The sequence below is a fragment of the Bradyrhizobium sp. sGM-13 genome, assembly GCF_018398875.1.
Taxonomy (GTDB): Bacteria; Pseudomonadota; Alphaproteobacteria; order Rhizobiales; family Xanthobacteraceae; genus Bradyrhizobium.
Genome location: NZ_JAGWDK010000006.1, coordinates 184582 through 199756 on the forward strand (window position 1 = coordinate 184582; position 15175 = coordinate 199756).

Genomic DNA, 15175 nt, shown 5'->3' on the forward strand with positions numbered 1-15175 from the left:
CAACACGATGTCCGCAGCCCAAAATCAAAGTCTAGCCGAGCGATATAGGCCGACGCAGCTTAAAAATATATTGGGCCAGCCTCGGATTGTCTCGTTCATCGCGGATCAATTAAGCGACAAGCGTGGACGGAGCATAATTCTTCATGGACCGAGTGGTTGTGGGAAATCCTGCATCGCCGGCATCTATGCGAGTGGGCTGCTCTGTCGAGGGACGGGAGATGACGAACCCCGGCCCTGCATGCGAGACGACTGTGAAGACTGCAGTCTTATTCAGGCTGAAAGGCACCCAAATTTTCGAATTCTGCGGCATGGTGCGGTCAATGATTTGCAATTCGCCGAGAAGATTGCTGAAGAGCTGCCGTCGGCGTCGTTAGGCGGCGGCTGGCTGGTCGTCTTGATCGACCAGGCCCAGCTGATGAGCAAGAGAGCATTCGATGTGCTTCACGAACACATTTCTCGCCCACTATCTAAAGTTACCTTTATTCTGTGTACCGAAGAGCTTCACGCGGTGCCTGCCAGAACGGCAGAACTACTAATCCCTTTGCAGGTTATTCTTCCCAACATTAAGACGCGGATTGCCTACCTCGAGAAGCTTTGCGGCGACGCACAGATTTCGGCTGGCAAGGGCGCCATTGAACTTATGGCAGAATTATCCGATGGATCGTTTACAGCGATCAGCCGGGAATTGGAGATCATTAGCCGCATAGAGACGCTAGATAAGGAGGGCGTCGAGAAGTTCTACCTCGGAGGGCGTGCGGCGTATCAATATGTGGATCTTGTTTTTCAGCAGGCGGATTTCGAAACGCAGCTAAAATACTTGGACGATTGGGAAGAGACATCCGTCCGTAAAATCGAATTAATTGGAGATTATCTTGGTCGGCTGTTTCGTATGGCAGTGCGGCGGTCGGTTGATGCGCCTGTATTCGGCCCTCTTAACGAATGCGGTCCGGCGGTTGATGATTACTTCAAGAACGCTCAGCTGTTAGGGCTCCGACCGCGCGCATTCGCCCATCAAATACTGAGGATATGGAGTGCTGAGCTTAAGCAAGATTCGAAAACCGTTCTGCGGAAGGCCAGCGAGTTCGACGAAATCGTCGGACAAATGCTGGCCGCTGATAAAAGTCCGACGAAGACCGTTGCTCAATGGCTCAGTAAACGAAAAAGAACAGAAAATCTGCGTGCACGCGAACGGGCGTCTGTAAAACCTGAAGGCTCGGTTTCCGTTCTCCCAAATGAGAAAGAGTATCTGAAAGGGAAAGACGTTAGAAAGCTCTGGGATGCCGCGTCGTTTATGGTCCAAGTTTATGGTGACGTCTTAAACGCTTCGATCTCAATCCTGCATAAGGACCTGCCGTTAAAAACAGAAGAGTCGCCGAGCGTTCTGATCACAGACATGGGTCGAGAGCTTCGACTTATGATTGATGGACCGGCCCGAAGGCAAGGACGCGATCAGCCTCAGGCCCATTGGATGTACGTCCATCGATACAGTGAAGCTGAAGGCATTGTCACTGATTTGGTGGCTCATATTCCACCCCAGTTCGACATTGAAGAATGGCTGAAAAGGAAGTTTCTTAGAAAACGAGTGCTTGGATCTCTTTCGGAACGTGCGCTAATCGTTCGACAATATAGAACGCAAAGGCACAACCCGTCAGACTTGAATGATAAGAAGCAATTGGAGCGCCATTGGTCGCTCATCCGCAGCTTATGTGCATCATTGGATCCCAACGAACACGCCAAACTCATTGACGGCCTGAAGCTTCCAAAGCTGAATAGACCAGTAGGGAAGCAAATGACGCCGCATCGCCTGCGAGTCTCGCGCGGGCTTGATCGGGCCGCAAGGCGCAAGGCGAATGAGTTCCTGCCGGTAATCTCCGCCTTCGACGATGATGCTGGCACTTCATTTTTTACAGGATGGGAAATTCGGAACCTTCGTTATCGCCGCGACCTTGCAGAGGAACAGGCCAAAGCCAAAGAAAAACTTCTCGCCTGGGAGGAGGGAGTACCTGCCGATTTGGCAAAGTTCGAGAAGTACTTGGCGCGGAATCGAACCAAATGGACAGCGACCCAACCAGGACTTTCATAAAAGTGAATTTTTAGACCCGCATAAGGGATTCACGACATGACATGCAAAAAATAACAGTAAAATCATATGGATAACATTGCCTTCGATCGTTTTTCTACCCTGTTTCTCCTGAAAGACCACCTGTAGAAATTCATAAATGACCAAATCGACGTTTCATAAATGCATGCATTTGCCTGAGGCATGAATTTTGTCTTCAACAGCATGGAGGCCGGCAGCCTAGAAAGCCGGCCGGTGATTGAGAAACTGCTCGAACTGAAGACCCTTTGCCGCCATCGGCGACCGCGTCGGAAACCGTATGATCGGTGTCGTCGGCACGGTTACCGCTATTTTGGCGAGCAAGGCACGCTCGGCGTCCTCGTCAAGCTCAACAACCCGCCCGACTGGTACGTCGAGGGGAACAGGGGCGATCCGATCGCGCACCTGTACGGCGTCGATCTCAACGGCCCAGGTCGTATGTGATCCGGCCGCGTCTGGGACAGCCGTCGTTTGCGGCCAGGCAAACGACGAATGCTCTACCGCTGACGGCGTAGTCGTGTGGTCTTGACGTCCAGTCCTATCTTTCGCGCCGCAAAAATGCAAGAAAGCCACATGGCACAAGGACTTCTTTGATTTTTTCTAAAAAGCAAGAAGCCCGACCAATCGCGCCGGGCTCTTTTTTGTCTCTTGACCACGACTTTCCCCGATTTTGGTGCTGGCCTGTTTCCGAGTCTCAGCGGCCTGGGGTGTGAACCCATAAATTCAGAGGGTCGGCCGACGTCCGCTTTGGTGCGCATTTCGGACTGAAGTCGGACATCGCGTGAGGTCCGAAAAGTGCCCACTAACGGACCTCGTTGGAGCAATCCACGAAGCCAGTGCGGCACCTGCCCATATCAGCCGAGAGGATTTACGCGAGGCGACGCGATCGGGTCCGCAAGCTCCGCCTTGCGCTCAATTGTGAAAACGGCTCGGGATGCCGACATCACTGCAAGCGCTCTCCCGACAGTACCTCGTACAGATATTCGGGACTCTCTGTTGGCGGCGGCGGCGGAACGTTCTCGGACGGACTTATGGGCAGAACCGGAGCTGGCTTTAGGTCAAAAAAGTCCAGGTTCGGATCGTACAGCATTCGATTCAGTTCCTTCACCTCCAGAAGCACCTCCTGGAAGATGGTCTGCAGCTGCCCCGCGGTTGTGACGAGAATCAGGGATCCGGCGGCAGCGGCCGGAAACTTCGATGCCCATGCAACTGCCTTCTCCGAACCCCACATGGCCGGCCTGAAAACGAGATTCGGATTGCCAGTCACGGAGAACTGCCTCAACCATTGTTGGAGCGAGGGATTGAACCAAGCCGCCCGCTGGGCCGCCGGCGACAGTCGCTCCGCGAACAGGCGTGCACCTCTCACGTGAATACCGGCGCGATTTGCAAACACGAACTCCTCTCCGACAAGCGTATGCAGAGCGCGTTCGATCAAGGGCGAGTACGTGCCCGCAGTCGTCGTCTTGGCGTAACTGTAGCCCTTCAAGACCAGGTACGCAGCCTTCTCATACGGCGCGATGAGTTCGCCAAGACGCTCCAATTCGCGGCTCGCCTCATCCCGATCATTCCTGTCATCCCTGCCGCCTCGTCGGCCCCTGCCTAGCTCTTTGAACAAATCGAACGGATTCCCGAGTGACGTGGCTTCTCCGCCTCCGCCGCCTCCGCCACCAGGGGGATCGCACGGCGGTGGATTGCAGACCTTCACGCCAACATCCTGATGGCCCGACGGATCGATCCGGCTCACGGGGTTGTTGCGCACATAAGCGAACCGATTGTAACCCTGCGCCCCACCACCCACGATGCGGTCGTCTGGCGTGATGAAGCGCCGGGTCTTCGCGTGGTAGTAACGGAAGCCGTAGTAGGCGAGGCCGCTGAAGTCCTCGCGTGGATGACCGGTGAATTTCTCGTAGCTCGTGTCGAGACCGACACTGCCCGCCGCGAGAAGGGCGCCCCAGACATCGTACTTGTATCGGGTCACCGGCACACCGTCCTCGGTGCGCGTCATGAGCGTCGGCGTGCCGAGCAAATCCGGCTGGCGAATATAGATCCCCTGTGGGGGACCGGCATTGATGTCACCGCGGAAGGGTTGATTGATGTGGCCGGTGACCATCGGTGCGGTCGCTTGCCCGTTGATGGCGTCGCCGTAAGTTCGGTTGATGACACCACCGAGCGACAGCGACTTCGCCGTCAATGACATGTCCGATGAGCTCTTACGCTCGGCATAACTCGCGCCGATGAGCCAGCTGTGGGTGGTGTTCGTCAGGTCGTTGTAGCTCTTCTTCGTGCGCCGGTCCGCGAAATCGTACTCGTAAGCGTCGCGCACCACACCGTCCCGGGTGACGCTGCTCAGTCGACCGCGGAAGTCGTAGCCGTAGTGGTGCGTAACGCATGGGGAGAATGAGCAGTCCTCGAACCGGGTACGCTTCCCTTCCGTGTCATGATAGGCGCGCCAGTTGATTGTTGTGCCGGTCTTGTTCTCGATCCTGCGCTCGCCAGAAAGCGTCGTGAAGTAGACGTTTGTGCTGCCTGAATCGGTGATCAGGTTACCGATCCCGTCATAGGTGAACGTAGCAGCAGGCGGCGGGACGGTGGTCGAGCACGTCGGCTCCGTAACTGCCTCCGACCAGGTCGCACACAATCGATTGAGTGGATCGTAGGCAAAGCTTTGTGTCAGGTCGGTGTCGACGCCGCCGATGACCTTGGTGGAACGATTATCGATTATCGCACGGACGTTGCCGATCGCGTCATAGGTGTAGCTTAGGTCCTGAATCGTCGTGCCATCTCTCTGCTTTTGAATAATGTGTGAGATCCTCTGGTCGGTATCATAGGCATATTCAGTCGTGTTGGCCCACCGGGGCATAAAGTAGTGCCAGTAGGTATCATATTTGCGTGATTGCTTGAAGGCATTGAAATCGCTCCAGCTGGCCCACGGGGCGAAGGTGTTGCTCGGAGAGACGGCGGTAAGGACGCCGTCGACCGTGTAGTTGAAGGACTGCGACGAATCGGGATGTGTCATGCTGGTGACGGAGTTACGGTCGTTGTAGCCGAAGGCATAGGTAACGCTGCTCAGCCCATTGAGCGTGATTGTTTGGCTGGTCACGTTTCCACGGCCATCATAGTTGAATTTGGTCGTTCCCGAGCTATCGCTGACCGTGGTCAACCGGCCGACGCCGTTCGTCTGTGAACTCTCATCGTAGGTGTGGGTGATGTGATTGGTGAGGGATAAGCCACGTTCTCCGACAATGCGGTCGAGTTGGTCATACGCATAGAAGAGCTGACGGGTCACAGTCATTGCCGGCGGGCGATTAAGAGTGGTGGCTGACAAGCGGTAGTAGACCTTTCTCGTCAGCATGCCGGCGTCGTCATACGTGTAGCCAACGAGGCCCTCGCCATTCGGATCATTTTCGGTCTTGAGGCGCCCCCAGCTGTCGTAGGCATAGGTGACGGTATTGAAGGTTGTGGCCGGCAGAGTGACCTGCGCCAGCCTGAGCCCCGTCGAGTAGCGGAAGGTTGTCGTGCCTGCGTCATCGACGACCTTGGTCACCAAGCCACGGTAGTTTCGATAGACGCTGCGGACGGAGCCATTGCCGTTGATGGCAGTGGTCACACTGTGTAAGCCGTCCGGGTTGTTGTACGAGAACCTGCGGATGGCTGGCTGCCCCGACGCATGGTAATCGAGGCTTAAGCTCGCGTCATTATTGACGCGCTTGATCGTGAGCGGACGGCCCCATGGGTCAGATATCGTCTCGATGAACTTGGCGATCGGTCCGCTGATGAAATACGGCCACGATTCGCGACGCGCGCGCTGATTAGAGATATAGAGACCCTGGTCCAGGGTATCGATCGTGCCACCGTCAAGGCCTGAATAATCCCGGGTCTGAGCCAGGCCGCCAAAGCCGTCGAAGTAGACGCTCAACTGATGGCTTTCGGTAGGGCTCGCATAGGTGAATTCATCAACTTGATAGCCGCGCACCGGGTCGATGCCGGGGTAGGCCCAGCGCTTCTGGTACAGTCCGACCCCAGGCGGCGCGTAGGTCGTCGGTCGGCCGTAGACGTCATAACCGAAGGTCGTAGTCTGATTATTGGGATCGGTGGTCGTGAGCAACCGACCGGCGGCATCATAGGCGAGCCTAGTGGTCTGGTTCAGCGTGTTGGTGGTCGACGCCAGCAGGCCTTTGTATTCTGCGTCATATGTCAGCGTGACCGGGTGCTCCCAGGGCGGGTTCGGTGGATCGCGCGATACCGGATAGCTGCCAAACCAAGCGAGGTTGCCCTGGGCGTCATAGCTCGAGCTGTTGGTCGTGAATGTCGTGACCCACCTAGCGTCACCGCTCGAAACCTTTTCGCCGCACGCGTTCACGTTCCATGGGTCGTCGATCACGGTGCAGCTTGCTGATTCGGCGTCGTCGAAGAGAATGCGCTCGCGCCTGAGGACGTGCGTGGTCTTTCCGGCGTCGTCGTCATAGGTGACGCGGCGCATGTCGAGCACGATGTCGGTACCCGATGCGTTCGCTCGCTTCGTCCAACTCGAGCGTGGCCGAAACAGCCAGTTCGCGCTGTCGAGGTGGTAGCGGTAGTAACTGTAGACGTCGTTCTCGCCCGGGATGTCGTTCGTGCCTTCGCGGCTGTGGGCAGGCACGAGGTAGAGCGGGTCGTGCGCCACGTAGCGGTGCGCGCACGGCAGAGCGAGCTCCGCCTCGTAGGAGCACGAATAGGAATCGGAGCGGTGGATGGCGATCACGCCCGGGTGCGGGGCTCCCTGAAAGTAAACGTAGCGCGAGCGGTGCAACGGCGTCCGGTCGCGATCGTACAGATTTGCTGCGGCGAGTCTGCCCTCGAAAGGCTTATCCTGGCGGTACCAGCGGACTGTATAGGCCCCAGTATCGAGATTCTTGATTGTCACCGAAGAGAAGCCAAGGTCTGCTCTTTGCTCGCGGGGGCCACCGTACACCCGGCCATTGTTGTAGTCGTACTGGATACGTTCCTTGAATGTGACTCCGTTTCTTGCAATTCCGTGATTCCTGACGATGCTGTGGACGAGCGCCCGCGGCCGGCTCTCGACGCGGCCGCAGACCGGCCCCGTAATATATCCGACGGACTGGGTCGAACTGTTCCAGCCATAACACTGGTCCGGCCACTCGGGCTTGACGGCGTTTTGGTAGTCCGGGTAATCCCCTGTTAGGCGATAGGTAACAGTAGTCGTGCCGAGCACGCCGTTGTAAATGCCGCTGAGCAAGTCCGGTAGGCGATCGGGGGGGTTCGCGGAGCTGATCAGCCAGGAAAGGCCACCTTGCCTGTTAGGTATCCACCTGTTGTTCGGCGGGTTCGGCGGCTCGGCATTGTTGTTGACAAAGAGCAGATCATCGCGGGCGTCGCCATTGTAGTCGGCAACGAGGACGTCGAGTGCCCGTGAGTCACCGCCGACGGGCGAAAATGTCGTCTGCGTGATCCCCCATTGGATGAGCCCACCCGAGCTTCCAAGAAAAATCGTCGAATCGACTAAATAGACGTGCGTGTAGCAGGTCACCACCTGCTCGCGCCAGCGCTCGTGGGTAAAACCGCTGCAAAGAGGCGCAGGCTTGGGTTCCCGACACGACGCGCAGAGGTGATGCTCTAGGAGACCCCAGCGGAACTGAATCCGAGCGACGTCGCTGATCCCATCGCCGTTGAAGTCGCCAACGGCGATGGTGGATTTTGGATAGTGAATCTCACCACCATCGGCGCGAAGTGAACCTTGGTCGTCGATGTGTCCGACAATCGGCCCGAGCCCAGTCGGTGATCCAAGCGCATAATAGAGCCGATCGCCCTGGCGGCCGGAGTAGGACTGGATGTAATCGTCGATGCCATCTCCATTGATGTCCGCAGTCGCAAACTGCCACTGGTTGAGGTGTGGAGGCCGCTCATCTCGACTTGGGTATGGATAAGGATCGGGGTCGGTCGCGTAGACTTGGAGGTTGCTTCCCGCACGACTGGTCGTGCCGAGGCGAACGCGAATGTCGCGCCCGTTGACCACGCCGCTGCAGAGGCCCCCCTCGCAGTTGCTGCCCGGGATCGCCCAGCCCTGATAGGTTAGAAGTGTGTCGCCACTGCCATCGCCGTTGATATCGCCATCACGCACCGCCGTGTAAGGGTAGCGCACCGCTGGAGTGCCGTAGGGTGTGGACGGGGTGTGGCACTCTTCGCTCGGGGGTGACAAGCCGCTCGACGTGCCAAGCACCGTGAGCATGGAGATCATTCCGGCAAAGGGCGTGCCATCCATCTGCATGCGCGACCAGCTCGCCACAATGTCGGCCTTGCCGTCGCCGTTGTAGTCGGTGAGGTCGATGCCGTTGAAGCCAACCGTGTCGGGGTACGGATAGTCCGCATTACACGACGTCCATTCACCTGACCGGTAGCGCCCCGCCAATATCGCAGACAGTTGGTTATCGCGGTAAAGCTTCCAGTAGAGGACGGTGTTTTTCCTGTCGAACAACACCACGTCCGACATCCCATCGCCATCAATGTCGGCGGGGAGGATGCGCCAATCCGCCGGCGAGGATGACATCGTCACGTTGGCGACGGTCTGACTCGGCTGCAAGATCCAGGGGCCGAGTGCACATGTGTTGTTCGCATGTGCGCCGTAGGCGATGTAGGTGGTGAGCGTGCCGGCGTCCGGGTAAATCGCCACCAGGTCCTGCCGGCCGTCGCCATTGAAATCCCCCATTGCCGTCAGATAAGTCGGCTGCACTCCTGAATATTTGCTGTGCTCGACCGGCGGCTTGGCGAGCCAATCGTCTCCGCCGCAGCGGTAAAGCACTTTGCCGCCGTAGCTGCCGTAGTAGGTGCGTACCATATCGGCTTTGCCATCGGCGTTTAGGTCGCCGACGAAGCTGTTCCACAAGCAGCCGCTGAGGTCAGATCCTGGCTGGCAGTTGGGCACCAGGTCAAGGGGCAATTCAGGGGGGCGGTCATCGGGTTGAGTGGCCTGAGTTCCGACAAACGATGCATTTGGGTTCGATGTATAGCTGAAGGTCGTCGCCTCGAGCCCGACGGCACTCGCGTCGTTGCCGTTGCTGCCGAATTCTTGAAACGAGGTGAGCAGGCTACGGCCGGAAGCCGCGCTGATCGTGTAACCGAGCTCGTAGCGGCGGATCAGCGTTCCAGCCAACGGTGGGATCGAATGCCCGTACACCCTGATGTTCTTGAGACGCACCGAATGATAGCTTGGCATCGGTGTTCGGTCGGGCCGGTTCTCATACTGAAAATGTACGGACTTCGCTCGGCCCTGCGCGCCTACGAGCGGCAGGTTGTAATCCACCCGGAGGGGCCGGAACGTGCCGGCAGCTTGATTGTAAGCGACAACAAAGTAATTCCCGTCCGCATCGACGACCTTGTAGAGCGGCCAGGCGACGATGCCGCGGTTGTGCGTGACACCATTCGCCGGCTCCCACAGGCCTGCATGCCAGGTACCTGGTGCGTATAATCCCGGATGAGCGTTCGCGTCGCCGCCGAAATAATACTTCCTGCCCGAACCGTCCCGCATCTCCCAAAAACAAGGGCCGCTGCCACAACTCTGATTGCTCGGCCGAAACTGCTCCGGCGGCGAACCGGCGCGCACCTTCTTTCGGTAGTAGTAGCCCGCGGCGTTGACAAGGCGATTGTCACGATTCTCAGACGTGCCCCAGCCGCCGGGCAGAAAGACAAACTGGTCCGTGGCGTCGAATTTCATCCCCGTATCGCGCGCACGGACGATCGCTGGAAATCCAGTGAGTACCCAGCCAAAACCCGCGATGCCATTGCCGGTCGCGGAGCTGTAGGCCAGCCCGATGCTCGGGCTGGGACCGCGTGCCGCCGGAACGGCCACTGCCAAGCTAGTCTCGAGCGCACCGCCCGCCGAGGCATCAACGGCACTCGCCGCTCGGGATGAAGGTTCAGCCGGCGGATTATCGCTCTGGGCCAAAGCCGGCGAAGCCGGAAGCCAAAGGCACGCCAAGAGCGCGAGCAGCACTGCCGGGACGAAGGCCTTCAACAGTGGTTGCGGCGCCATAGAATTCTCCCTCCGCGCGACGCACCGCCAAGCTGGGGCTTCAGCTCCTCAGGGACAATGGCGTCGGGCGACTTGCGCCCTCCAAATGGAGGGTATCCGGCGAGAGGCCACGATCAGCGGACGAATGGGTTCACATATCCGGCGACAAGCTTGACCAGATCAGCTTGCCGCCTCGTGTCAGTCTTTTCGAACATGCGCTGTAGGATGCCATTTCACCGTCATCTTGGAGATCCCGAGCAGTGGAGCACCAAGGCACTTTAGCATAGCACAAAATCCCGCAAAGGCGCTGTGAAATGTCAGCGCATCCGAAGGGCGCGAAGTCGGCTCTGGGTCATTCTCGTCGATATTTCCCCAGCATGTCCGGTTAGGGGGTAATCTCGGAAATGCCTGTTGTCCGGTTTTGCCGATTGAAGGCATCGTTTGGACGTGATTCAAGCGCCCAAGCGGGACCTCGGATCATGCGGTATGAACCGACAAACTTTGCATGGGCTGCCATCAGGTCGTTCCTTCCGAACAAGCCGCGTCGCATCCCCCGTGTTGACGAGAGTCGGCCACCGGACAGATGAAATGGAACAAACGGTCTGGGCTTAAGAGGGACCCATGGCTCAACAGCGTAGACGCGTCAAACACACAGCGACCTTTGAAGAACGGCTAGCGGAAGAAGCACAGAAATTCAAAGAGGCGGCCGAACAGCAAGCTCCAGGCAGCATGGCCCGAGAACTGCTTTAGCGGCGAGCTGGGCGCGCCGCGACAGCATCGCACATCAATAAGTGGCTGACATCGCCAGGACTGCAGCCCCCCAAGTCATTGGAAAACTTGCTCGCTGATCAGAGGAAGTAAGGCCGCCTCAGTTGGCGGCCTATTTAGACCAGTCCCCCGTTTTTCAGGCTGCCGCGCCCGATCTGGTCTTTGAGCGGGGCCGGCCCCGGCGGCGCTCGGGCTGCGAATTATCAACCTGCCGCTGCCACTCGACAATCTGGTCAGCGTACCAAATGCGGCGATTGTTGCTGATGTAGGTCGGCTTCGGAAATTGCTTCAGCCTGATCATGCGCTCCAGCGTCGTCCGCGCAATCGGGACAATTTCCAGAATCTCGTTGAGCTTCAGCATCTTCCGAGGTTCTTGTTTTTCGTTGCCGTCGTCCATCTTGGCCTCTCGTCTTGTCGGCCAGCACTTGCGCTCCCATGCCTGTCAAAAGCCAGCGGTAATGATTGAATTGCCCTAGCGCGGCCCGAACCACCTGATGCTCGCGCTCCATCAGGTTGCACATGCGAGCGCTGGGTCGCTTGCGCAGCAGAACAGAAAGCGGATCGGCTTCGTGATCACGAAGCCATTGCAGTGCGCGATACCGAGCTGGCGTTGTCATTCAAAGTGACCTCCGCTTTTGTTTTGCCATCAAATAGAGGCGCGCCCGCGGATGCCAAGAGAGCTGGGCCAAGACTCCCGAACATCCGCGAGCCACCTCCCGCCTGGACGCGGGCCCATGCCGACCCCGCGCCGGGCGTAGCTCACATCATTGTGGCGGGCCCATCTAATTGCTATTTTGTCTGGCCGGCGGCGCGATTGCAGTCACGCCGCCAGCCGGCCTGTGTTCAGGCGAGCCGTTCGATCCGGTCGGCCTGCTGGTCGTTCGAGATTGCACCGCCGCAGTCGCAGGAGAAGGCGTGCGCTTGGCTGATCGACAACTCAAAGAAGCGCAGCGCATCGGCTATCGACGTCGACGCGCTCAGACCCTGTGCCTGAAACACCGGGTCTGACGCCGCGATGCCGAGAGCGGTCACGTCGTCGGGGCCGATGCGGGTTCTCTGCTGCTGGGCCCAGCTCATATACTCCAGCGCATGATAGAGCCCGATGGGCCTGCCTGCCTTACGCACCAGCGCGGCCCAGTGCAGCAGCTTCTCGCGTCGCGTCATTTTCGCGGAAGCAATCGGGACAGCACTAACGAGTTCGCTAGTTTCGATGTGCTTCATGTTTTGTCTCCGTTGTGGCGGCTGATGCAATTACCCGAAACCTCCCCGCCGCCGGCAGGAGACCCGGGCCGAGAACGTCATGCCGCCAGTCCCATCGTTTGCATTGCCTTGCTGTACATCTCATCGAGTTCGGCAATCGCCTCAGGGCCATCCAGCTCGGCCATTTCGCGCAAGATCGGCATGCCGCTATCGATGCTGACCATAATCTCGTCACGCATTGCGGCGCGGCCCTCGGCGTAAAACTCGACGCGTTCCAGCTCGCCGATGTGAAACAGCACGCCGACGCCGCCGCGATCCCGGAATGGCTTGTAGTTGTCGGTGACCCAAATCAGCGTCACGCCTGGATTGCGCCGGATCATGAAGCCGGCGGGCCCACGGTGTTCGGGCAGATCGGCTTCGTTGCGGCGCATGCGCGGCTGCGTCAGAAACGGACAAGCCGAGACCGCGTAGCGGCTGCAATCGTAATGGCTCGGAGGTTCAGCGGACGTTCGGTTGACGCCGCACATCGGCCCTACGGTGAATGCCAGCCACTTGCCCAGCGTTTCGCCGCACAGCCAGCATCGCTTGTGGCGAACGCAGATGCCCAGCTTCTCGCCGTCGAAACCGCGAAACTCCGGCTTGCCATCGACCCACGGCACGAAGTATGGCACCGGAAACCCTTCGCTACTGATCGGAAGATGCGAAAGCCGCTTCGGCATTTCCAGATGTCGGATGCGTTTGTTTAGCTGCTGTTTCATCGGCTGCTCCTTGGAGGGATCAGGCCCAGCTTGTGCATGTCGTCGCGCGCCTTCGCGAGCAACAGCTCGTTGGTGGTTGGCTGCTTCTCCGCGTAAGCGCGGGCGGCCATCAGCGCGACCAGATAGACCGTGAGCGGTCGTGCGTTCTCGTCGAAATCCAGTTCGCTTTCGACTACCGCCGCCGTCATCTCCAGCATGGCGCAGGTGCCCTGCAGCAGCAGCGCAAGATAGAAGTCGCACGGCATCAACTGCAGCACGCGCGCCGCTGACGCGGTGACGTCGGTGCCAATCTTGCGCTGCATATCGTGGACAATTTGTTCCCGTCTGTTCATCGTGCTTCTCCTGCTGACAACAAGCCAAGCTGGTCGGCGCGCTCGGCGACAGTGCGGCCATCGTGGGTGATTTGAAACGGCAGGAAGACCTGCTCGAAGCTCAACACGCCGCATTCAATCGCGATGAGCTGGCCCTTGATCCAATCGCGCAGGATCGAGTTGACCGCGATCTGTCCCTGCGCCAGCGCGCTCTCGCGGTACTGCGCCTCGGTGCGCCTGATCCGATAGCTGTAAGGATGCTCACGTAGATACATCGCGGCCCAGCCCTTGGCGCGTCGGCATCATCTCGACCGGCCTTATCGTCAATGGCGATGACGAAGCCGAGCGCGGCGCTCTGGCGCGAAAGCGGTTCGGCGTCGTCATTCTCGACGAGGCGCACAAGGCGCGAGCCTCGCGAGGGCAGAACGGCCGCGATGCGCCGAAGGCGAACAACCTACTCACGTTCCTGCGGACGGTCTCGCGCGAAGCGACGAACGTGATCCTCGGCACAGCGACTCCGATCCAGCTCAATGCCGTCGAACTCTGGGATTTGCTGATGGGTTTGGGGCAAGGAGCGCCGCAGGTGCTGGGGACGCCCTTCGATGGCGGCGAATGGGTTCGCGAAGAGTCAATTGGCTTTCTAACTGGCGGTCGCGCCTGGCCGACGAACGACACAAATAGGTGGGGCCTCTTCAGGAATCCGCTGCCACCCGCTGCTGAGCATACGGTGTTTCGCGACATCCGCAGCGACGCCGGCCTGCAATCGCGCGAGGTAGTTGGCCCTCGTTACGATGCGCTGAGTGCTGACATTCGCACTGAATTCCTAAATGACTTCCGCAAGCTTGCCGAGCAGCACAATCCGATTGTCCGCCGCGTCGTACGCCGTACTAGACCGATGCTGGAAGCTGAGGGACTTTTGAAGAGGATCGGCGTGATTGTCCACCCGCGAGGGGACGACGGGCTTCCGGCTGCGCTATTCAGCGGTCAAGGGCTAGAGATGAGCTTCGCTTTTAAAGCAGCCTACGAGGCAGCAGAGGCCTTTAGTCGCCTTTACGCCCAGAGGTGCCCCAGCGCAGGCTTCCTGAAAACAATTCTGCTGAGGCGGATCGGTTCGTCGGCCCTCGCAGGCCTTGAAACCGCTAGGCGCCTGCTCAACCGCATCGAGGAACCGCTCCTTTCCGAAGATGAGATCGGCGACGAGGGTGAGCCTCGCGATACCGCTCCTCCCGATCCGCAAGAGATTGGCTATCTACGCGAGGTCGAGCGCAATCTTGCGGCCGTCATTGAGGGTTCTGATGTTGATCCCAAGGTTCAGGTGATCCTCCATTTCCTACGCGAACGCCGATGGCTTGAGCACAACGGCGCGATCATTTTTAGCCAGTACCGCACTACCGCCGAGTGGGTTCTGGAAGCGCTCTGCGAAGCTTTCCCCGACGAGCCGGTCGCCCTATACGCGGGTGGCGCGGCATCGTTCGTCGCCCGAGGTAATGAACGACGGACGGCAGCACGTGAGCAGATCAAACGCCGCATTCAGGACGGGGAAATTAGGCTCGTCTGCGCCACAGACGCGGCTTGCGAGGGCCTAAACCTTCAGCGTCTCGGCGCACAGGTGAACGTCGATATGCCGTGGAATCCATCGCGGCTTGAACAGCGTAAGGGACGTGTGCAGCGGATCGGCCAAATCCGAGATAACGTGCACGTTCTGAACCTTCGTTACGCGGGTACGGTTGAGGACGATGTCTATACCGCTCTTTCGAACCGGTTCGGAGATATTTTCTCGGTCCTTGGACAACTCCCGGACGCCTTTGAAGACGATTGGATCGCGGCCGTCCTAAAGGATCGATCTGCGGTGCTAAACTTCTCGCAGCGTGTGGAAAACACTAAACCCGCGATGGAGCTTCGCTACAACCAAGATATGGACGACCGCGGTCTAGATTGGGAGTACACAGAACGCGTTCTATCGTCGCGGGATCTAGAACAGTGGATGCGCGAGGGGTGGTAACGAGGTGGAAAGTAGCTCGAAGATTCGTGAAGA

At 58.7% G+C, this 15175-nt stretch carries 9 protein-coding genes; 3 read left to right on the forward strand and 6 right to left on the reverse strand.

Annotated features, from left to right (window positions below):
• Window positions 1-7: 7 nt before the first annotated feature.
• Together KJQ96_RS11415 and KJQ96_RS11420 are read left to right on the forward strand one after the other, a co-directional pair.
• Window positions 8-2083, forward strand: coding sequence for a hypothetical protein (locus KJQ96_RS11415; protein ID WP_213286708.1), 2076 nt, complete (start codon window positions 8-10; stop codon window positions 2081-2083).
• 180 nt (window positions 2084-2263) lie between these two features.
• Window positions 2264-2542: a hypothetical protein gene (locus tag KJQ96_RS11420; RefSeq protein ID WP_213286709.1), complete on the forward strand. Its 279-nt coding sequence runs from the start codon at window positions 2264-2266 to the stop codon at window positions 2540-2542.
• Window positions 2543-3041: 499 nt separating this feature from the next.
• Here KJQ96_RS11420 and KJQ96_RS11425 read toward each other — a convergent pair whose 3' ends face one another.
• From KJQ96_RS11425 to KJQ96_RS11450, 6 genes are all read right to left on the reverse strand, one after another.
• Complete coding sequence (locus KJQ96_RS11425) at window positions 3042-10124, reverse strand: RHS repeat-associated core domain-containing protein (protein ID WP_213286710.1); 7083 nt, start codon at window positions 10122-10124, stop codon at window positions 3042-3044.
• 980 nt (window positions 10125-11104) lie between these two features.
• A complete protein-coding gene (locus KJQ96_RS40175) occupies window positions 11105-11488 on the reverse strand; it encodes a hypothetical protein (protein ID WP_249733954.1) in 384 nt (127 codons plus the stop codon).
• Window positions 11489-11714: 226 nt separating this feature from the next.
• Window positions 11715-12092 carry a hypothetical protein gene (locus tag KJQ96_RS11435; protein ID WP_213286712.1) on the reverse strand — a complete coding sequence of 126 codons (378 nt, stop codon included), beginning with the start codon at window positions 12090-12092 and terminating at the stop codon, window positions 11715-11717.
• Window positions 12093-12169: 77 nt separating this feature from the next.
• Window positions 12170-12829, reverse strand: coding sequence for a hypothetical protein (locus tag KJQ96_RS11440; RefSeq protein WP_249733956.1), 660 nt, complete (start codon window positions 12827-12829; stop codon window positions 12170-12172).
• The gene (locus tag KJQ96_RS11445) at window positions 12826-13161 is read right to left on the reverse strand and encodes a hypothetical protein (RefSeq protein ID WP_213286713.1); all 336 of its coding nucleotides are present in this window, start codon (window positions 13159-13161) and stop codon (window positions 12826-12828) included. Before KJQ96_RS11445 ends, KJQ96_RS11440 begins: the two co-directional genes overlap by 4 nt.
• Complete coding sequence (locus KJQ96_RS11450) at window positions 13158-13415, reverse strand: hypothetical protein (protein ID WP_213286714.1); 258 nt, start codon at window positions 13413-13415, stop codon at window positions 13158-13160. Before KJQ96_RS11450 ends, KJQ96_RS11445 begins: the two co-directional genes overlap by 4 nt.
• 221 nt (window positions 13416-13636) lie before the next feature.
• On the opposite strand from KJQ96_RS11450, the gene KJQ96_RS11455 reads away from it, so the two are divergent.
• Window positions 13637-15142 (forward strand): helicase-related protein, encoded by a 1506-nt coding sequence (locus tag KJQ96_RS11455; protein ID WP_213286715.1) that lies wholly within the window; start codon window positions 13637-13639, stop codon window positions 15140-15142.
• Window positions 15143-15175 lie beyond the last annotated feature (33 nt).

Bases quoted from the DNA above. Each gene is read 5' to 3' on its own strand.
- KJQ96_RS11415 (WP_213286708.1), top strand. From the start codon at position 8: ATGTCCGCAGCCCAAAATCAAAGTCTAGCCGAGCGATATAGGCCGACG.
- KJQ96_RS11420 (WP_213286709.1), top strand. From the start codon at position 2,264: ATGAATTTTGTCTTCAACAGCATGGAGGCCGGCAGCCTAGAAAGCCGG.
- KJQ96_RS11425 (WP_213286710.1), bottom strand. From the start codon at position 10,124: ATGGCGCCGCAACCACTGTTGAAGGCCTTCGTCCCGGCAGTGCTGCTC.
- KJQ96_RS40175 (WP_249733954.1), bottom strand. From the start codon at position 11,488: ATGACAACGCCAGCTCGGTATCGCGCACTGCAATGGCTTCGTGATCAC.
- KJQ96_RS11435 (WP_213286712.1), bottom strand. From the start codon at position 12,092: ATGAAGCACATCGAAACTAGCGAACTCGTTAGTGCTGTCCCGATTGCT.
- KJQ96_RS11440 (WP_249733956.1), bottom strand. From the start codon at position 12,829: ATGAAACAGCAGCTAAACAAACGCATCCGACATCTGGAAATGCCGAAG.
- KJQ96_RS11445 (WP_213286713.1), bottom strand. From the start codon at position 13,161: ATGAACAGACGGGAACAAATTGTCCACGATATGCAGCGCAAGATTGGC.
- KJQ96_RS11450 (WP_213286714.1), bottom strand. From the start codon at position 13,415: ATGTATCTACGTGAGCATCCTTACAGCTATCGGATCAGGCGCACCGAG.